This is a genomic window from Sporosarcina sp. P25 (genome assembly GCF_002743235.1).
GTDB classification, from domain to species: Bacteria; Bacillota; Bacilli; order Bacillales_A; family Planococcaceae; genus Sporosarcina; species Sporosarcina ureae_B.
Genome location: NZ_PDYV01000025.1, coordinates 15407 through 36192, shown reverse-complemented (window position 1 = coordinate 36192; position 20786 = coordinate 15407). Strand labels below are relative to the sequence as shown.

Here is a 20786-nt window from a genome sequence, read left to right as displayed (position 1 = left end):
AACATAGAGCGCTCGACCAACTTCATTGAGCGAAAACCGAACAACATAGAGCGCTCGACCGACTTCTTTGAGCGAAAACCAAACAACATAGAGCGCTCGACCAACTTCTTTGAGCGGAAACCAAACAACATAGAGCGCGCCAGCCTTATTTTTCTATCGATTCGAGAGGTGGCACACTATTGGTTGTGTAGCTAGCCCTTTCTAACGTATCCAGAGGTGTGAAATGGTCTAATGTGTAGCTATTTACTTCATTTGCCGAAATCGTGTAGAGGAAATTGCCGCTATACAACAGACGTTGAATTTCTTTCTCCCAGTCCATGTAGTCATTTGTCATGCGCTCGGTTAGATCAGCTGTCTTAACAATACCGCGTTCAGTAGTGATTTTATATATCATTGCGCCGGAGCTTTGTAGATCTAGGATGTTTTCACGCTTGGATTGCTCATACACCGAAATCGGAAAGCCGAACAAGTTGCGGGTTGGATGAATGAACAACGCGTGATGATCGTGCTGGACAGATGAATAGGTGCCTTGCCCACCGATAACTTCAGATGCGGTTTCTTTTGGATTCGCAAAATCTGTTACGTCGAATAAAGAGATTTTCATGCCGCCTGTTTGGATGAGCGGCGCGCCGCCTTGTGGATTTTTCTTCGCGATTGTTTCATAGCCAAAGCCGATTAAATGGCCTTCGTCAAGCGGATGCAAGTAATTGCTAAAGCCCGGGATCTTCAGTTCGCCAAGCACTTTCGGGTGATGCGGGTCCGCAACATCCATGACGAATAGCGGGTCCGTTTCACGGAACGTTACCATATATGCTTTATCTCCGAGGAATCGTGCGGAATAAATGCGTTCATTGACCGCTAGATTTTCGACCGAACCGACTTGTTTCATATTTTCGTCGAGGATGAATAAATGATTCTTCGCTTTATTGCGTTCATCCCAAAGATTGCCTTCTGTGGTGACTGCACGGAAATAGCCGTTGTGTTCATCCATCGAAAACTGATTTAAGATCGTCCCTTTTAGTTGAGCGGTTTGCAGGAAATAGACGTTCGTTTTGTCGAGGCTGAATTTGAATACTTCACTAGTGCTTTGCTGATTGTTTTGGTAGTTAGTAGACGTCAGATACAGATGATCTGCGGACATGTACAGTTGTTCACCACTGCCAAGATAAGCTTTCGTATCCACTCCGCCTTTTTCTCCCGACTCAATATCGAGTGTCGTGATGACCGAGTAGGAGGGTTCCATCGCGCCTGGCAAAATCGAGATTTTATCAAGTGCGAGCGACTGTACTTTTTGATTGGCTGTGGAATCATAGACTTTTGGTATTAGCTGATCTTCTAACGGCTTTGGGTGATCGTACCAAAGGAATGGTTGATTATTCGTGATCATATAGACGAATTGGCCGATTTTACGTGTTCCGATGACGTATCCTTCTGCACCTGTTTCACGAATAAGTTTCGGATTCGTACGGTCTGTGACGTCATAGACACGAATGACGGACAGTTGTTGTGTCGGCATCATCCGGTCTTCCGTGATTTTCGAATCCATATTGGATGTCGGCGCATCTAGATTTCGGCCACCAATTAATACGACTTTATCTTGATCTATATACAGTTGATTTGAATAAAACTCATCCGAAAAAGCTACCTCGCTGGCACGGACCATCTCGTTAGGATTACGGATATCGGTGATCATAAGTCCTTCGCCACTTAGGATATCATAGAGGAAATCACCATCCGTTTTGACAGTATCTGCTTCGTCTACTCCCGCCACTTGCTGATTGGTTTGTGAATGATCAGCGCCGCCACCAGAAGCTTTATCCTCCGAAGAAGACTCTTCCATGATTTCACTGCGTCCTTGAGGTTCCACTCGTTCAAAGAAGTTCTTTATTTCCTTAATGGACGTGACGGGCTGTACAGATTCGAGGACGGTGAATGAAAGTGCTTTGTCCGCTGCGCGTTTCCATACTCCAAAACTATTCGTTGGGATATGCAATGTATAGTCTCCTGGTTGTAGCTCCCCTACTTGTAACGACGTCTTTCCATTTCCATACGAAAGCTTGGCCGGAGTTCTCTTATTGCTTTTCGTAATATGAAACTCCGAAGCATCCAAGTTCTTTTTCACTGGTTCCGTGAAATAGACATTCAGCGATTGACCTGCAAGCACAGACTTCGTGGATGTAATACCCACTTTCGGCCAAAGTAGGAAACTGATCAGTACAAGGATTCCGATCGTTCCTGCTGCCCCCAATACAATGAGCCACCTGCTTGTATTCATAGTTTTCATCTCCTCTTAATTCCTTTGCATTAGAGTAGACTGAAAATTTTTGATTCCGTTACATTCTATTGAAAAAAGCTAAAAAACTCCTCTTATAGAGTCATTTTAGCTTGGTCATAGCTTCTTCCATTGTCTGTCGCCTTCTACGTTACTAATGGATCGTCCTATATGAAATAGATTTTCAAGCTCCAGTTCGTCCAGATATCCTTTTAACTCAAGCATAATGTGATCAGGATCGATCTTCTCCTGGTTGAGTAGACTGACATCGACTTTGAGCGGTATTTTCATTTTTTGTCCCGGTTCGATTTCCAGTCCAAGATCAGTCGAGTACTTGAAGGGGTTCTCTCCCCTACCTTTCTCTAGTTTCACCTCGAAGCTGAAGGTTAATGTAGGCTGGTGGATCACCCTGTTGGTGTCATTATTTACTTCAATTAAGTATTCAATTTTTCCATCTTCTAACGCTTTCTCTTGTAACACTTTGAGTTGCACTTTTTCTATATCTTCATAAAGACCTACAGCCGGTACAATCTCTTCATTTTCAGTATTCGACTCTTGCAATAACGGTAGCACGAGTAGCAAAAACATCACAGTGGCCATGGCGACAACGCTCCAGATCACGATGCTCTGCTTTTTCCTACGGGGTTGAATGTTGTTTTTCTTTCTGTGGATCCGGCCTTTTTCTTGTTCGTCCATCATATCCCTCCTCTCTCCACTTCATTTCTATAGGTAGTTTACGATAGTAAACGTCTATTACCAAATTAGTTCCGACTCATTTTTTCATTCTAAAAAGGAAGAGCGGAAAACCTCGCCCTTCCTCGCTAGTATTTATACACTCACAATCGATAATTCTCTAAGTTGTTCAATCGCTTGTTCAATCAATTCCACCTTTTGCACGAGTGCAAGGCGGACGTAACCTACCCCGGCAGTGCCAAAGATGCTGCCCGGTACCATGACGACGCCAGCTTGTTTGATGACTTCGAAAACAAATTCTATATCGTCCAGGTCATACGGATATTTTGCCCAGACGAACATACCGCCTTCAGACGGCGTTGTTTCCCAGCCCAAGGATGCGAGTCCGTCCATTAACGCGTGATGACGTTTAGAGAACTCTGCGCGTAGGCGATCTGTGATTTCTTCTCCATTATCAAGTGCGACAATGGCTGCTTCTTGGATCGGTCCGAATGTTCCATAGTCGAGATTGGATTTTAGTTCGCGCAACACTTTGATCATGTCTGCATTCCCAACGAAGTAAGCGATTCGTGCACCTGCCAAGCTGAAGCTTTTGGATAGCGAGTTGATTTCCATACCGACTTCCATTGCGCCAGGTGTCGTGAGGAAACTTGCCGGACGGTCGCCCGTGAAATAATATTCCGAGTATGCTGCGTCATGAAGTACGATGATTTCGTATTTCTTCGCAAACGCTACGACTTCTTCAAAAAAGGCTTCGTTCGGCATGGCCGGTACCGGATTTCCTGGTAAGTTCAAGATAAGTAGTTTAGTCTTTTTCAGCACGTCTTCTGGAACTTCTTTGAGATTAGGCAAGAAGCCGTTCTCCGCAAGCAATGGCATGTAGTACGGTACGGCACCCGCTAGTTTAATTCCTGCGTCATAGGCAACGTAGGCAGGATTCGTCGTGAGGACATAATCTCCTTCGTCACAGAACGCGAAAGGTAAATGAACGAGACCTTCCTGCGAACCCATCGTCTGCAATATTTCTGTATGAGGGTTAATGATGACACCTGTCCGCCGCTTGTAATAATTCGCGACGGCTTCATGGAACCGCTTCGTCCCTCCGAGAGTGTAGCCGTAAGATGATGCTAATGCGCTTTGCTCAGACAACGCTTGACGCACACGCTAGTCAGGCGGAAGGTCGGGGCTACCAAGACTTAAATCGACGACTTGCGCGCCTGTCGCTTTTTTTAACTCAGCAGCTGCTTTTAAATCACCAAAGATCGCCGGTGAGAAGATGGACATTTTTTTGGAAGGTTGAAAGTTCATGAAGACACGCTCCTTAGCTGTTATATAGTACGTAATGACTTTATTATAACACGCAAAAAGACAGCTTGGATTAATTTTCTATCGAATATCTGGATGTTTGTTCGCCGGCAATCAGGGAATACTTTTGATAACTATATACCGAGGAGGATGTCACATGAGTCAAGATCGATACGAGAAAATCGACGACAATATAACAGGACAAACACAATCTACGCAGCCTGGCGTCGAGGAAGAGATGCATCCCGCTCCAATTTATGATGATCCTAACTTCAAGGGTGCAGAGAAACTTAAAGGCAAAACGGCATTGATCACAGGTGGCGACAGCGGAATTGGTCGTGCCGTCGCCGTTGCCTATGCGAAAGAAGGAGCGAACGTAGCCATCGCCTATTTGGCAGATCAGGAAGACGAAGATGCGGATAAAACAATTGAATTAATTGAGAAATATGGTGGCAAAGCGAAGAAATATCAAACCGATATTAGTAGCGATGAAAACTGTAAACAGCTGATCAACCAAGTTATTGACGACTTTGGTGATCTTAATATACTGGTCAATAATGCCGGAAAACAATTCCCTCAACAGTCCATCGAAGACATTACGGAAGAGCAGTTGAAGGAAACGTTTGAAACGAACTTTTTCGGCTTGTTCTATATGTCAAAAGCAGCCATTACTCATATGAAAAAAGGCGACTGCATAGTCAACACTTCTTCGATTACAGCCTATAACGGATCGCCTGGACTGCTTGATTACTCCGCGACAAAAGGAGCCATCACAAGCTTTACACGTTCATTGGCGTTAAATCTATCGGAGAAAGGGATTCGAGTGAATGCAGTAGCACCCGGACCGATCTGGACACCATTGATCCCTGCTACATTCGATGCGAAAACAGTGGCTGAACATGGAGCAGATACCCCGATGAAACGCCGTGGACAGCCTGCTGAGAACGCACCCGCTTATGTCTTCTTGGCTTCACAGGACTCAAGTTATATGACAGGGCAGACGATACATGTGGATGGCGGAGATTTCGTCGGTTCTTAATTTGGGATGAACGTCGAAGCGTCATCGCATACTAGTATATATTCATCGCGCTATTGCATTACAACTATAAATTCCACAAAAAAATGATGCGGTAAGCCACACATACTGGCTCACCGCATCATTTTCATTCCTCAAACGGCCATTTAGGCAACATACGATTCAACTTCTTATCACTACGCTCCCCAAGCACATACTCCGCTTGCATGATTGTATGGATTTCACGTGTGCCTTCGTAAATGACGGGCGCCTTGGAGTTGCGTAAATACCGTGCAACTGGATACTCATCCGAATAGCCGTACGCTCCATGGATCTGCACTGCGTCGTCTGCTGCTTGGTTAGCAAAATCACAAGCTTGCCACTTCGCGAGCGACGTCTCACGCGTATTCCGAACACCGCTATTCTTCAACTCACCCGCACGATATACAAGAAGACGACTCATCTGATAACCGGCTTCCATCTTCGCAAGCATCTGTTGCACAAGCTGGTGTTCTCCTATTTTCTTTCCAAATGTTTCACGCGTTGTTGCGTACTCTACGCTCGATTCAAGGCAGGCGTACAATAAGCCCACTGCACCAGCCGCCACGGTGAAACGACCGTTATCAAGCGCCGCCATCGCAATTTTGAATCCTTCGCCTTCTTCACCAAGTAAGTTGGCAGCGGGTATGCGCACGTCTTCAAAAAACAGCTCACCCGTGTTACCTGCACGAATGCCGTACTTCCCTTTAATTGCCTTCGATGAAAATCCAGGCATGGTCCGCTCAACAATAAATGCGCTGATACCGTGATGTTTTTTCGATTTATCGGTGTAGGCGAAAACGAGGAAATTGTCTGCCGCATCACAAAGTGAAATCCACGTTTTCTGACCGTTCAATACATAGGTATCTCCGTCACGAACCGCCGTCGTTTGCAGTGCAGAAACATCCGAGCCAGCGCTAGGTTCCGTCAATCCGAACGCACCGATTTTCTCACCTTTTGCTTGTGGCACTAAATACTTTTGTTTCTGCTCTTCCGTTCCCCACTGCATCAGCGTCATGCAATTCAAACCGATGTGTACGGAAACTGCAGTGCGAAAAGCCGTGTCGCCACGTTCGAGTTCTTCGCATAAAATGGCCAAAGCATTATAATCCATCCCACTGCCGCCATATTTTTCGGGTACGCAGACGCCCATGAATCCAAGATCCGCGAGCCGTTTCCAAATTCCTTTGTCAAAACTACCTTGTGTATCCCATTTCGCAATATGCGGCATAATTTCCGCATCCACAAACTGTCTTGCTGTCTGTCGCAACATGTTCTGTTCATCTGTAAATGTAAAGTCCATCTTCGTGTCCTCCTTTACAATGAAACTAGGCTTTTTTGATGCGTGCGTTCACTGCAATCTGCCCGACTGGTAGGCCATATACGCGGTTATACAACTGTCGATAAAACTTTCTAAACTGGCGCTCGTTCAAAGCGGGCAATTCTGAAGTGGTCATCAATAATAATGGATGCTTGAAATTTGTCAGTTTCACCGTTTGATCAAGTGTCAGTCCATTGCGTTCATAAAATGCAATACGTCGTGTCCGAATAGATAATTCTTCTTCATTTCGGGAAAAGTCCGGATCTTCCACTTCCAGTAGTATTCCTGCTGGCGATAACGCGTCCAGACGGCGAAGCATCACGCTACCTAACCCATACGAACGAAATTCGGGCGCTATTGCCAAATAGAGTACGTGAATGCCTCCGTATTTGGGGATTTCCTGATAGATGGCATAGCCGTACACGTTGATGCCGTCCGTCAAGTAGACTGCACGCAAGATGTTTTTCTTGAGTGCTTTACGCATAATTGGAAACGGAATATGGTCGAGAAATCCGAAATCGACTAGCACGAATTTGAATAACCTATTTACTGTCCGTCGATTCGTTGCGAGATGCTGTAATCCCATCTGCGATGAATTCAATGTTTGTTGCATGTTCACTTCACTCCTTAGAAATACGAGGAGATGGTCTATTGAGATCTAAATCCACGCTTTCCTACCAGTATATACTGTATCAGGCCTGTTGTACGTCAATAACAACTCCGCGTTTCTTCATTTCTTGTATATACAGTTCGCCAGGCACGATTTTTTCTGGTGGATAAGCGCCTCTTTTCGTAATGACACCATTGCCAATCATTTGCGCTACAACGGAAATGGTGTTGGCCGTCGCAAGTGCCATAGCCGTTTCGTTAGTGTTCTGATCTTTTTCGGTAATCATATTGAATGTCACCGTATGCGGCTGCTTGTCTTTCGTCCCGCTAACTATGACGCGGAGTAATACAGCATCCGATTTATCTCCAAGGCGTAATTGTGGTGTCAAATGAGCGAGCATGACGTCGCGCACACGTAATGGTCTACCATCTACACGAATCGTGGATTCCCTAGACAGTAAGCCAAGATCCACTAATACTTGAACTTTGTCGGCATGACCCGGGTAACGGATCGTCTTGTATTCTAGCGTTTCGATAGTGGGGAATGACTCAAGCAACGTCGACGTACCACCTGATGTATGGAAAGCCTCCATTTCGCCATAGCCGTTGAATTCTAACATTTCAATTTCCGACAATGAAGGCAATTCCTTCACTTTGCCATTTCGCATAACGCGTGATGTGTCAGTGTAATGATCAAATAACCCTTCCAATGAAAAGACGACATGATAATTCAGTGGCGGCTCAGGTTTGACCGGAACTCCACCTACGTAAAGTTTGATCGACTGGGTTTCATCCAGCAAGGATGCGCCGTAACCTGCCAGAATATTAATCATACCCGGTGCCACCCCGAGGTCCGGAATTAGCGTTACACCTTTTGCGATAGCTTGTTCATGTAGCGCAAGCACTTTTTCCGTTGCACCGCCGATATGTCCACCTAGATCCACAACGTGTACGCCTCGTTCTACTGCACAACGGGCGACGGCTTCATTGAATGTATAAAACAGTGCGTTGACAACGATATCGCCCAATCCCATTACGTCGCTAAGTTGCTCTTCATTCGTAGCATCGAGCAATAAAATGTCGAGCTTTTCATTCATTAATTCTTCGGCGAAATCTTCCGCTTGCCGAATCGCACGGTCCGCGAGATACACTTTCTTCACTTCGTCTTGCTTTACTAAATCACGCACGACTTCTTTTCCCATTAATCCCGCACCTAATACAACAATTTTCATCTGCTCATCCCTTCTTCCTGTGAGTTCATTCCGTATCGATTTGCGCGCGTTGCAACTTGCCGCTGTAATCGATGTAAATGCTCTTCCATTCCGTAAAGACATCGAGTGCCGCGACCCCGGAGTCACGATGACCGTTCCCTGTCCCTTTCGTTCCACCAAACGGCAAATGAATTTCCGCACCTGTCGTGCCTGCGTTAATATAGACGATACCTGTATCTAGGTCGCGTTGTGCGCGGAAAACTTTATTGACATCTTGCGAGAAAATCGAACTGGACAAGCCATACGCGACGCTGTTATTCACTTCAATCGCTTCATCCAGACTACTGACCGTGATCAATGAAACGACTGGGCCAAAAATTTCTTCTTGCGCGAGTCGGCTATCCCATGCGACATCCGCAAACAATGTGGGCTCAACATAATATCCATTCGCGAATTTCCCTTCATTCAGCACATTTCCACCTGCCACTAGATTTGCACCTTCACTTTTACCGATTTCGATATAGCGCTGGATTTTCTCCAGTGCCTTTTCATTGATCACTGGACCGACTTTCACCGTTTCATCCAGACCGCCGCCCATCGTTAAGTCTTTCATGCTCTCCATCAGACGTTTCTGCAATTCTTCTTTCACATCTTCATGAACGATGACTCGACTACAAGCTGTACAGCGCTGTCCTGCCGTTCCAAATGCGCTCCACAAAATTCCTTCTACCGCTAGTTCAATATCTGCATCTTCCAGCACGATGACCGCATTTTTGCCGCCCATTTCTAGAGATACTTTCTTCAAATGGCGACCGCCTAATTCCGCAACGTGACGGCCTGTTTCCGTCGAGCCGGTAAATGAAATAACCCGTACGTCCGGATGTTCGATCAGCGCAGTGCCTACATCTGCACCTGAACCAAAGACGATATTCGCCACACCACGCGGCAAGCCGGCTTCTTCAAAGATCAACGCCATTTCATATGCCATCAACGGCGTTTCCGTCGCCGGTTTCCAAATGAATGTATTTCCCGCCACAATTGCCGGGAACGATTTCCACGTAGCAATGGCAATCGGAAAGTTCCATGGAGTGATCAGACCCACAACGCCAATCGGTGCTCGAACACTCATCGCAAACTTATCCTGCAACTCAGACGGAACCGTTTCACCGAACAACCGTCGACCTTCTCCAGCCATGTAGAACGCCATGTCAATCCCTTCTTGCACTTCACCACGTGCCTCTTCTATGACTTTACCCATTTCCTTCGTCAGTACTTGCGCTAGATGTTCTTTTTTGCCTTTCATAATACGGCCAATTTCATAGAGATAATCCGCACGTTTCGGTGCCGGCACCAAAGCCCATTTCTTCTGTGCTTCCTTCGCCGCAGCAACCGCCTGCCGAACCTCTTCATCAGTTGACAAAGGTACTTGTGCTAATTCATCCCCGTTCGCCGGGTTGAGTACAGCTGTATAACTAGCAGCTTCCTCCTGCCACATGCCGTCGATATAATTAGTTAGCTTCATCAAAACTACTCCTCCCTGCTCGATATAATTTTCGTCAGTTGTCTCTATTAGAATTGTTCGACAATATATCATCCTATTCCTTTAAAGCTAGACATATTCCGGATAAATTCACTTGATGGTCAACAATAGATAACGGGTATAGAGCGCTTGTGTCATTTCATAGAGCGGTTAAATGGATGGATAGAGCGCTCTAGGGGATTGATAGAGCGCCTAGAGCGATTTATGAGCGGATGTCGTGGAAGTATGAGCGCTTAGAAGAAAGTATGAGCATTTCCCCCTAAAGAAAACGACATTCATTGATTGTAAGCGGAAGACAGCGAATCTTGATGGATGTGCATGCGCTTTGATACTCCAGAATGAACGAAATCCGTACTGTAGAGAGTTGGTGTGGGAAGTATCCGCCTAAAACGCAGATCAACGGTGCTTTCCGGCTCATCCCTGCCCATACAAAAAACCGCCACAGCAAGTCGGAAATTCCAACTCGCCATGACGGTTCGCATGCATTACAATAAATACCAAATATAGTGCGCTTCTTCATGACTACCCGGCGTAAGAGCAACACTCTTCGGATAACTCATTTTCTCCACAGCCATCTCCATCAACTTACTGACATGTGGATTTAACTGCTCCGCCTTAGCGAATAACTCTAAAGCGCGCTCTGAAGACGTACCTTGCGCGCGTTCCATCTCGACCAACCATGACAAATACCAATACGCTGCATCATCTTTAGAAACTTCTGCACTCGCCTCCAGCACCTGTGCCGCTTGATCAATTTCTCCTTGATGGATCAACGAAGAAATCGCCAAGTATCGTGCACCTTGATGGTCAAAGAGGTCAAGCGATAGAAGACGCAATAACATGTCGCTCGCTTCAACAAAACGGTCTTGCTCATAGAACCACACACCGTACTGCATCAAGCTGCGTAAATATGGACGATTCGGTGCGAACTTCCACGCATCTTCCGCACGATTGTCAAATTGTTTTTCACCGGAGAATATCGCTTGTTTGAAGAACTTCTCCTGCTCGTCCTTCGAATCTGTCAACTCCGTCTGAAGTAACAACGCATCGACATTCGTCGGATCAGCGCCATATGCACCTACTGCGAAGTCATGTCGCTGCTCGATCGTTTCGGCATTGTACGCCATATAGCAAAGCATCTGTGCTTCTTGTTGTTGATTTTCCGGCTCGAACGGCTGCTGGATCGCTTCTTGAATGTACGCTTGTGCTTCTTCAAACGAATCGAAATTATGCTTTTGCGTTAACATATGCACTTGCCAATTCATTTGCTCAGATGGAAGAGGGTTGGTACCGATATGATACACAGCATCGGTCTGCCTTTCTGCCATCATCTTTTCAAGGTCTTCAATCTTCTCTAGTAGAATATCAGTATGCTTTCGGAACGAAGAGACCGAAACCCCGAACAGTTTACCTACTTCTGCTTGTGTATACGTATTCGTCATCATACTCGTATCGACTGCCAATTGGAACGCCGCCGCAGCGAGTACTTCCGGCTTACGGAACTTCGGATTCTGGTCGGTAAAGTAATACGCCAGCAAGGATAGTAACATTTCATACGCGCCCGGATGTAGCTCTTCCTTCTCGAGTGCAGCATCTAATATTTCCACTACTTCACGTTGCAATGGTGTGAAATTCTGCTCCACTACGTCAGATAACGTCTGAACGTCTAGCTTGCAAACCACTTCATAAATATCGACAAGGTGCTTCTTGAAGAAATTGAAACTATTCTTTTCCTCGCTCGTTTCAGCTAGTTCTTGCACACGCGTCAATAGTTCATCACTCATATGATCATTCACTGCAATGGCAGAAATCGGCATGACCCAGCGCTCTTCATTGCGCATCTCTTCCAAGACAATTGCAACGACAGCGCGGACATCTTCTGGCTCACCCGCTTCTCTTGCCAATAAATACTCGCCTTCACCAAGAATCTCTTTCATATGGTAGACGTCTTTATCCGCCTTCGTCACTTCTGCGAATGTAATGAAAACATTTTGCCAGCTCTTTAAAATGGCCCGTACCGCTCTATTTTGTGTACGGTTTAGCGCTTTTACAAGATGGCGTCTCCAAAGATCTTTCCGCACGACGAAGAAATAGTAATCGCTGACATTCGTCACGAGTTCCTCTTCTTCCATCCACTCACCGAGACGTCCAGCCCACTCTTTCAATAATCCTTCTAATGATTGAATCTCAGCAGGAGACAAGGACGTTTCATAATAGCTGTTTAATACTTTCTTCAATTCTTCTTGGACTGCATTTGTGCCCGGCATTTCTGTTTTGCCACAGCAGTTCTCCACGATTTCCCCGCTTCCGCATGGGCATTTTTCTTTATTCCCTATCACATCGAACACAACCTTTTCTTTTTACTATACCATACTAAAAAGAAGCTCCGCATGCATAGCAGCATACGAAACCCCTTGTTTTACTATTCAGACTGTTTTTTCACTTCACCAGTTGTCGGTGGCATGACCCGTTTAATGAATAACGATAAAATCAATGCGACGAGTGTAATCATAGTAGAAATGAAGAATGCGTGATTGACGCCATCTAGCATCGCCATACGTTCAATCTCCGCTTTCATAGTGGATACATCGACTCCAGAGGCGGCCAAATCCTTCGCTTGGACAGCCGCTGATACATCCAATCGTTTTGTCATAAGCGTTAATAACAACGCCGAACCAATCGCGCCCGATACTTGCTGCAATGTATTATTCATTGCCGTACCATGTGGATTGGAGATCATCGGCAACGAGTTCATTCCGTTTGTCATAACCGGCATCATGACCATCGATAAACCAAACATCCGAAGCGTATAGACACCCATCAAATAATAATAACCTGTATCCATCTGCAATTGGCTCAATAAATACGTAGAGAATACCGATATACTAAGTCCTGTGTAAACTAGGACACGCGGCCCGTATTTATCGAATAAACGACCTGTGATGGGCGACATGATCCCCATCAATACCGCACCCGGCAACATCAGCAATCCAGCATCTAACGGTGAAATCCCGCGAACGTTTTGCACATATAACGGTGTCAAAATCATTCCGGAAAACATCGCAACAGACAATACCATCGACACGACGGAAGCAAGGGCAAACATCGGGTATTTGTAAATTCGAAAATCGAGCATCGGCTCTTGCATGCGTAATTGTTTTAGAATGAATAGCACGAGCGAAATCGTACCAATCGCGATTGTGCCATAGACGATTGGAGAACTCCAACCCTTTTCACCCGCAGAACTGAAACCGTACAGCAAACCACCAAAACCGATAGTCGACAATACTAACGAGGAGAAATTGATGCGCACATCACGATTCGGTGTAATATTCTTGAGTTTGAAGATGGCGAGGGCCAATGTTAGCAATGAAATCGGCAGCACAATCTCAAACAATGTCCGCCACGAATAATGCTCGACTATCCAGCCAGACAATGTCGGCCCAATTGCAGGTGCCGTGAACATCACAAGACCGAACATTCCTAATGCCGCTCCCCGTTTTTCAATTGGGAAAGCCGTCAACATTACATTCATCAACAGTGGCATCATCAGTGCGGAACCGGTAGCTTGGATCATACGTGCAACTACTAGTAAAGAGAATGTCGGTGCGATGATTGCGATAAACGTCCCTAGAGAGAAGAGCACCATCGCGATAATGAAGATTCTTCTATTTGTAAACTTCTGAATGAAAAACGCACTTGCCGGAATCATAATCCCGTTGACCAGCATATAACCTGTCGTCAGCCACTGAACAGCCGATGGAGTAATAGAAAACTCTTCCATAATGACCGGCAATGCAATATTCAGTAAAGTATTGTTCAAGATCGCAACAAACGCCCCTATGAATAATATGGCTATGATGCCATAGGGCGGTTTCTCATGCATTTTTTTAATTTCTATTGATTCTACCATTTTATCCTCCTATAGCATGTGAAAGTTATGTCAGATTTATATTTTATACCGTCAGTATATTTATTACAACTAATAGATTTCAAAAATCTCAAAAGCTTGATGTAACAATGTTTTAAGAATAGTATATAAAGTATACACAGGGTATAAAAAATAAAACGCACAGGTGATTATCTATGAATGACCGCAAAAAGCACGTATTGCTTATAGCAAAACAATTATTCATCGACAAAGGCTTTCACGCGACATCTATTCAGGATATTTTGGATGCAGCGCAAATTTCAAAAGGAACGTTCTATAATTACTTCTCTTCTAAAAATGAATGTCTCATGTCGATTTTGCGAGACGCTTATTGTATAAGTTACTTACGAAGAAATGAGCTAGCGATTGGCAAAGATCTAGCAGACCCTGTCTTGCTCTCTGAACAAATTGAAATTCGTTTGACGATGAACCGGGAACAAAACTTACTTCCACTGTTTGAAACGATCGTTCATTCGCCTGATGACGAGCTACGTCAATTCGTCAAGCAGATGCACTTCCGAGAACTCGCATGGATTGCGAAACGACTGGTCGACGTCTACGGCGAAGAAGTAAAACCCTACGCCTATGATTGTGCATCGCTGCTTTTCGGATTCATCCAACATGCGCTCAACATCTGGAAAAGTTCAACTACCGAGCGAATTGATACGATGAAACTAGTGGAGTTCGTCATGCAACGAATGGAAGTCCTCGTACCGGATATCGTAAAACGAGACGCACATTTCCTGTCGCAAAACTTGCTGGAAGATATTTTAACAGCCGCAGAGTTTTATCCGATGCCACGCGAAGTGCTGATCGAGAATTTGCAAAAGTTCATTGACAACTTACCGAAGGAAGAAAGTCAACAGACATTATACAGCCAGTTTTTATTGGATGAGCTATCCGCTGAACACCCCCGATTCTATTTACTGGAATCCGTTGTACGTTCGTTCCGTCAAGCGTTTGAAGGTTCCGAATTACAGTTGCAGGCAATCGAACTGTCCGCAGCGATTTGGTTGTTCATCAATAAATCCCAGTGACAACACAAAAGAGACTAGCCAAGTCAGCGAGTACGACGTGGCTAGTCTCTTTTTTCATTGTAGAGGAGGGGTGTGAGGAAATCTTTGCATGTCACACTATACAGTAAAATAAACTAGTTGATCTTAGCGCATACCAACTAACCACGAACTTGATGATTGGGCTCTTCCCCTTGCGCAAATGCAAGTAACGCGTCCACGTTCAACTTCATCATCGCCTTGCGCGTCTTCACTGTAGCACTGCCAATATGCGGAAGCACTGTCACATTCGGCAATGTCAGCAACGGATGATCTAGCGGAACAGGCTCAGTCTCAAACACGTCTAGCCCTGCCGCATGAATCTTTTTCGTGCGTAGCGCATCAAACAGTGCGTCTTCATCCACGATACCGCCACGTGCGACATTGATCAGAATACCCGTCTCTTTCATCTGGGACAACTGTTTTTCGCCAATCATACCTTTCGTCTCTTCACTGAACGGCACCAAAATTAGCACGAAATCAGACGACGCTAGTAAATCAGGCAATCCGGCATAACGACAGCCATACATATCTTCCATTTCGGACTTGCGGTTACGGTTGTGATATAGCACGTCCATATCGAACCCTTTTGCACGTTTCATCACCGCTTCACCGATCCGGCCCATGCCGACGATCCCCAGTGTAGCTCCATTTACATCCATTCCCGTGAAACCAAGTGGCTCCCATGACGTCCAGCGCCCTTCGCGCAACATGTTCTCTGCACCGATCAAATCACGGGCCGTCGCCATCAATAAAGCAAACGCCAAATCTGCGGTCGTTTCTGTCAGCACATCCGGTGTATTCGTTACGGTAATATTCCGTGCCGCCGCAGCTTTAACATCGATGTGATTATAGCCCACTGCCATATTAACGATTAGTTGTAATGAAGGGGCTGCGTTGAGGACTTCTTCATCGATTTGATCGGAAATGACGGTCCATAGCGCGTTAGCGTCAGCCACTTCTTTTAACAACACATCACGGGGAACCGCTTCACTCGTTGATTCCCACATCCGTACTTCATAGTATTCACGTACTGGGGCGATCATTTCTTCCGGCATCCCTCGACAAATATATACTGTTGGTTTCATGGACAGCACTCCTTTAGCCACCGATATAGTTCATATTAATTTTCTTACGGTTCTTCACGGTCTGCTCCGTACGTTCATCGGAATAGCGGTCTTTTCGGCCTCTCCAGACGTTGGCGATCACTTCGTATACTTCTTCGTCGGTTTGATCCGAACGAATTAATTCCCGCAGGTCAAAGCCTTCTGACGCGAAGAGACACGTGTAGAGTTTCCCTTCGGATGATAGACGAGAACGTGTACACGTGGAACAAAACGACTCCGAAACAGATGTAATGAAGCCCACTTGCGCATCCGTCCCTGTATAGCGATAGCGTTTGGCTACTTCACCGTAATAGTCTTCTTCCGCAGGCTCCATATCGAATTCAGCTGCCAGCATGTCGTAGATTTCTTTCTTCGTGACGACTTTTTTAAAACTCCAGCCGTTGTCATTACCGACATCCATGAACTCGATATAGCGTAACGTGATGCCACGTTCTTTGAAATACGCTGCCATTGGGAGGATCTCGCTTTCATTGATACCTTTTTGTACGACCATATTTACTTTGATGGTGAAGCCTATGTCTTGTGCCTTTTGGATATTTTTGAGAACAAGTTCAGGTGAAATGCCACGGCCGTTGATCTGTCCAAATAATTCTGGATCGAGTGCGTCTAAACTGATATTTAGACGGCGCAATCCAGCGTCGTAAAGCGCTTGCGCGTATTGACCGAGCAACACTGCATTCGTTGTAAGTCCGATGTCTTCGATCCCTTCGATGTCGTGAAGCTTTCGTATCAACTCGGGTAAGTTTCGGCGCATCAGCGGTTCACCGCCCGTCAAGCGTAGTTTCTTCACACCTAACTGAGCAAAAATCCGTGCCAAGCGCTCCAACTCCTCAAACGATAGCAATTCATTTTTAGCTAGAAATAAAAAGTCATCGCCAAAAACTTCTTTCGGCATACAGTACGTACAGCGGAAATTACAGCGATCCGTAACAGAAATCCGCAAATCCCGAATCGGACGACCGAGCTGATCTACAATGGCATTCATCTTCTTCATCCCCTTTCTAGTTCACATGGCGTGTTGACATTTTTAAAAGTTATTTCAGGTGTATTGGTTAATACAGCGCCTTCAATCCACTGACTTTCATGTTGCGCTTGCACATGCATGACTCGACGATTGCCATTGTGTAACGCTTGTTTTATCGTCGGTTTGACGTTAGCATTCCAGACCGAAACAAGTGGATGTCGTTTGCCTTCTACCGTGGCAGACGAAATATCTCCATGATGCAATTCAAGCAATCTTTTCATGACACCCGCTTCAATAAACGGCATATCACAAGGCAATACTACGTATCGGTCTGCTTCCAACAACTCCATTGCAGATAAAATCCCTGCAAGAGGACCCATTCCGGAAAACGACTCCAGATCTGTCGTCACCCGAACAGTATCCGGAAACAACTCTTTGCTTTCAGGACGCGTGACAATGACGATTTCATCGCAAATTGGACGCAATGCATCTAACGAATAACGATAGAACGCGTGACCTTCATGCGTCGCAAAAGCTTTTGGCGATCCAAAACGTCGCGATTGACCGCCCGCTAGCAACACACCGACCGTCTTCATCCGCCACTCACTGGTGGAATAAACGCACAGACATCCCCCGCCTGAATGACATCATCCTTTAAGGCATATTCTTCATTCACCGCTACATGAATCGTCTCTTTACCAAAACCCGGATACGTGTCTTCTGCCCAGTTCAGCAATTCTTCGACCGTCAAAGGCGCACGATCCAAAGACTCTTCCCCTTTACCCGTCAACTCACGCAGCCTTGCAAAGTAATGAACTGTAATCATTGTGATTCGCTCCCTTTCTCTGGATATTTCTTCTGTGCACCGATCCATTCTTCGCCGTCTTCCCAGATTTCTTTCTTCCAAATCGGTACGACTTCTTTAATGCGCTCAATTGCATATTCATTTGCCTCATACGCTTCTTTTCTGTGAGGTGACGATACCGCGATGACTACAGCAATGTCTGATATTTTCAGCTCACCAATCCGATGTGCCATAGCGACTTGAACTCCCGGCCACTTCGCTTCCATCTCCGCACCGATTTCAGCAAGCTTCTTTTCCGCCATCGGGACATACGCTTCATACGCGAGATACAATGTCCGTACGCCATGCGTCCATTCACGAACATGTCCCGTGAACACTGTCACGGCGCCCGCTGCTGGATGCAAAACGAGATCGCTGTATTTCTGCACATCAATCGGCGTATCTATGATTTCATATCGTTTCATTCTCTCGCCTCCAACCATTCTTGCAGCCACCCATCGAGTCGTGTAATGTCATCGAACAATTCGGCTGTTTCCACCGTCTGAATGATTCCAGATAACGACTCCAGCTCTTGCCGTTGTTCTTCATTTCGGATGAGCACCACTTTCTCACCGGCTTCTTTTTTATAGCCTTCTATCAATAAAACATCCGGCTCACTAGATGCGGCCAATGTCTTTAACTGTTCAAATGAACGTTCTTTATTCTGTATCAATTGTATCATATCGCCGCCCGCCACAAGAGTTGAGACTGCTCCACATTGTAAGAATTGCACCGTATCCGTATGCGCTGGCGGCAGTGCGGGCGCGCCCCCATGCCCATGATGTTTGAGAACCGCCACTTCGTAACCAAGCTGTTTCAGCACGGTAATCCAGTGCGAAACAAGCGTCGTTTTTCCACTGTTCTTGAAGCCAACGACATGTAGTGTCTTCACAGTTCCCAACGCTCCACACCTTGTTCCGTTCCTAGTAACAATACGTCCACCAGCATACCTTTTTCAAAGCCGCGGGTTCCGCTTGGCAAGACGATCATGCAGTTCCCCCGCGCGATAGAAGACACTGCACTGGATTTATTGAAACCTGCAGGCGTCGCTATGATTCCTTCATTTGTCATCGACCAGCTAGCGCGAACGAAACGAGTGAACGGATTCGCTTTCTTGAAATCTTCCCCAAGAACCGCTTGAATACGCGGCATATAAGGCGCTGTACAGCCCATCATCGAGTAAATGGCAGGGCGTGCGAATAATTCAAATCCCGTGAAGCAAGCAGAAGGATTTCCTGAGAGACCGAATAATAATTTATCCCCTAACACTGCCACCGTCGTCACACTACCTGGACGCATCGCCACTTTATTGAACAATACTTCCGCACCGAGTCGTTCGTAGATTACCGGCAAATAATCGTAATCTCCGACCGACACGCCGCCTGTTGTAATAAGCAAGTCTGTTTCCTGCAGTGCCTTCTCAACGATTTCAGTGCATGCATCCAAGTCGTCTTCCATCATGCCATACGATGTATAGTCAATTCCCATTCGCGCCAACTGTGCACGAATCATCGGTCCATTTGAATTGCGGATCTTCCCCGGCTCGAGTTCTTCAGCGACGTCCAATAATTCCGTCCCAGTCGACAATACCCCTGCAATTGGCCGTTTCGCGACACGTACTTGCGCATAGCCAAATGTCGCTAGCAACGCAATGGTTCCTGGATGAATGATCGTTCCTGCTTCGATCAATGTCTCCCCTTGTTTCGCATCTTCGCCTTGACGCGAAATGTTTTCGCCCGCTTCAAACGGCTTACGTAACGTAAATCCATTATCATTCTCCACCGTTTGCTCCAGCATCACGACCGCATCCGCATGTTCTGGAATCAATGCACCTGTCATGATACGAAACGATTCACCTGGCTCAATCGGACGATCCGCTACATGCCCTGCACCAATTTCTCCAATCACACGAAACGCTTTTCTTGCATTACCTGAAGCACCCACCGAATCTTCCGCACGAATTGCAAACCCGTCATACGGCGAACGATCAAAAGGCGGCACGTCATGTTTTGCGACGATAGGCTCTGCTAGCACACGACCATATGTATCTTCTAACGGAAGAACTTCTGTACTAAGCTTATGTACATGTTTCATCACACGTTCTACAGCTTCTGCCACTTGTATCGGTTTTCGAATTTCTACCACGTACATCTCCTACTTTCTTTTGTTATACTAACTAGTACAATGAAATGAAAGGATGATCATCATGTCCGAACTTACACACTTCAATGAACAAGGCCGTGCCAAAATGGTCGACGTGTCCGACAAAGAAACATCACTACGTACCGCGATTGCCACATCGTCCATTAGTGTCAACAAATCCATCCACGAACAAATCACTCATGGCACAAATAAAAAAGGAGACGTCTTCGCAGTCGCGCAAGTCGCCGCCATCATGGCCGCGAAAAACACGTCCACCATCATTCCCATGTGCCATCCACTTCCTTTAACGGGTGTCGATGTCCGATTTGATTGGGATATCGATGAGGAATCTTCCCATTATCATGTGCTAATCCAAGCCGAAGTCAAAACGAAAGGCGTGACCGGTGTCGAAATGGAAGCCTTGACTGCCGCTTCTGCCGCCGCATTGACGATTTACGATATGTGTAAAGCGGCTGGCAAGGAGATGGTCATCGGACCGACGATGCTACAGCATAAATCGGGCGGGAAAAATGGAGATTATCAACGCGCAGACTAAACGTCGCGCGTTTTTTTGGTTGGATGGTAGGGTTGTTGTTGTGGTTGTGGTTGTGGTTGTGGTTGTGGTTGTGGTTGTGGTTGTGGTTGTTGCGCTCAATGATATCGCGTGAGCGCTCTATCAGCACGCGTATGCGATCATACTTCTGCGCTATCCGCTCTATGA

At 46.0% G+C, this 20786-nt stretch carries 18 protein-coding genes and 1 pseudogene; 3 read left to right on the top strand and 16 right to left on the bottom strand.

Going from position 1 to position 20786, the window contains the following annotated elements; all coding sequences use genetic code 11:
* Positions 1-145: 145 nt before the first annotated feature.
* The 3 genes and pseudogenes from CSV70_RS15145 to CSV70_RS15135 all read right to left on the bottom strand — a co-directional run bounded on the left by CSV70_RS15145 (position 146) and on the right by CSV70_RS15135 (position 4273).
* Positions 146-2275: a beta-propeller domain-containing protein gene (locus CSV70_RS15145; protein ID WP_158232413.1), complete on the bottom strand. Its 2130-nt coding sequence runs from the start codon at positions 2273-2275 to the stop codon at positions 146-148.
* A gap of 114 nt (positions 2276-2389) precedes the next feature.
* Entirely contained in the window at positions 2390-2968 is a 579-nt protein-coding gene (locus CSV70_RS15140) for a hypothetical protein (protein WP_099661066.1), read from the bottom strand.
* A gap of 132 nt (positions 2969-3100) precedes the next feature.
* Positions 3101-4273, bottom strand: a pseudogene (locus CSV70_RS15135) (aminotransferase class I/II-fold pyridoxal phosphate-dependent enzyme).
* Between the two features lie 154 nt (positions 4274-4427).
* Between CSV70_RS15135 and CSV70_RS15130 the strand changes: the two are divergent.
* Positions 4428-5309, top strand: coding sequence for an SDR family oxidoreductase (locus CSV70_RS15130; protein ID WP_099626901.1), 882 nt, complete (start codon positions 4428-4430; stop codon positions 5307-5309).
* A 124-nt stretch (positions 5310-5433) separates the two neighbouring features.
* Here CSV70_RS15130 and CSV70_RS15125 read toward each other — a convergent pair whose 3' ends face one another.
* From CSV70_RS15125 to CSV70_RS15100, 6 genes are all read right to left on the bottom strand, one after another.
* Entirely contained in the window at positions 5434-6627 is a 1194-nt protein-coding gene (locus CSV70_RS15125) for an acyl-CoA dehydrogenase family protein (protein ID WP_099626902.1), read from the bottom strand.
* A gap of 25 nt (positions 6628-6652) precedes the next feature.
* Entirely contained in the window at positions 6653-7258 is a 606-nt protein-coding gene (locus CSV70_RS15120; RefSeq protein ID WP_099628940.1) for a GNAT family N-acetyltransferase, read from the bottom strand.
* Positions 7259-7337: 79 nt separating this feature from the next.
* Positions 7338-8486, bottom strand: coding sequence for a saccharopine dehydrogenase family protein (locus tag CSV70_RS15115; RefSeq protein ID WP_085132623.1), 1149 nt, complete (start codon positions 8484-8486; stop codon positions 7338-7340).
* A 25-nt stretch (positions 8487-8511) separates the two neighbouring features.
* Positions 8512-9987, bottom strand: a complete 1476-nt coding sequence (locus CSV70_RS15110) for an aldehyde dehydrogenase family protein (protein ID WP_099661067.1) — start codon at positions 9985-9987, stop codon at positions 8512-8514.
* A 503-nt stretch (positions 9988-10490) separates the two neighbouring features.
* Positions 10491-12344 (bottom strand): tetratricopeptide repeat protein, encoded by a 1854-nt coding sequence (locus CSV70_RS15105; protein ID WP_085132621.1) that lies wholly within the window; start codon positions 12342-12344, stop codon positions 10491-10493.
* An 83-nt stretch (positions 12345-12427) separates the two neighbouring features.
* Positions 12428-13918, bottom strand: coding sequence for a DHA2 family efflux MFS transporter permease subunit (locus CSV70_RS15100; RefSeq protein ID WP_099661068.1), 1491 nt, complete (start codon positions 13916-13918; stop codon positions 12428-12430).
* A gap of 173 nt (positions 13919-14091) precedes the next feature.
* Between CSV70_RS15100 and CSV70_RS15095 the strand changes: the two genes are divergently transcribed.
* On the top strand, positions 14092-14973 hold the full coding sequence (locus tag CSV70_RS15095) for a TetR/AcrR family transcriptional regulator (protein ID WP_099661069.1): 882 nt from the start codon (positions 14092-14094) through the stop codon (positions 14971-14973).
* Positions 14974-15110: 137 nt separating this feature from the next.
* Here CSV70_RS15095 and CSV70_RS15090 read toward each other — a convergent pair whose 3' ends face one another.
* Genes CSV70_RS15090 through CSV70_RS15060 form a run of 7 tightly spaced genes read right to left on the bottom strand, consistent with a single transcriptional unit; the run spans position 15111 to position 20068 of the window.
* Entirely contained in the window at positions 15111-16076 is a 966-nt protein-coding gene (locus CSV70_RS15090; protein WP_099628945.1) for a 2-hydroxyacid dehydrogenase, read from the bottom strand.
* A gap of 13 nt (positions 16077-16089) precedes the next feature.
* Positions 16090-17109, bottom strand: a complete 1020-nt coding sequence (gene moaA / locus CSV70_RS15085; protein ID WP_085132617.1) for a GTP 3',8-cyclase MoaA — start codon at positions 17107-17109, stop codon at positions 16090-16092.
* The gene (mobA, locus tag CSV70_RS15080; RefSeq protein ID WP_099628946.1) at positions 17106-17675 is read right to left on the bottom strand and encodes a molybdenum cofactor guanylyltransferase; all 570 of its coding nucleotides are present in this window, start codon (positions 17673-17675) and stop codon (positions 17106-17108) included. The genes moaA and mobA overlap by 4 nt, the downstream gene beginning before the upstream one ends.
* A complete protein-coding gene (gene moaD, locus CSV70_RS15075) occupies positions 17672-17905 on the bottom strand; it encodes a molybdopterin converting factor subunit 1 (protein WP_085132615.1) in 234 nt (77 codons plus the stop codon). Before moaD ends, mobA begins: the two co-directional genes overlap by 4 nt.
* Positions 17902-18348, bottom strand: a complete 447-nt coding sequence (locus CSV70_RS15070) for a molybdenum cofactor biosynthesis protein MoaE (protein WP_085132614.1) — start codon at positions 18346-18348, stop codon at positions 17902-17904. The genes moaD and CSV70_RS15070 overlap by 4 nt, the downstream gene beginning before the upstream one ends.
* Positions 18345-18815, bottom strand: coding sequence for a molybdopterin-guanine dinucleotide biosynthesis protein B (gene mobB, locus CSV70_RS15065; protein WP_158232414.1), 471 nt, complete (start codon positions 18813-18815; stop codon positions 18345-18347). Before mobB ends, CSV70_RS15070 begins: the two co-directional genes overlap by 4 nt.
* A complete protein-coding gene (locus CSV70_RS15060; RefSeq protein WP_099628948.1) occupies positions 18812-20068 on the bottom strand; it encodes a molybdopterin molybdotransferase MoeA in 1257 nt (418 codons plus the stop codon). The genes mobB and CSV70_RS15060 overlap by 4 nt, the downstream gene beginning before the upstream one ends.
* A 61-nt stretch (positions 20069-20129) precedes the next feature.
* Between CSV70_RS15060 and moaC the strand changes: the two genes are divergently transcribed.
* A complete protein-coding gene (gene moaC, locus CSV70_RS15055; protein ID WP_085132611.1) occupies positions 20130-20621 on the top strand; it encodes a cyclic pyranopterin monophosphate synthase MoaC in 492 nt (163 codons plus the stop codon).
* Positions 20622-20786: the final 165 nt, after the last annotated feature.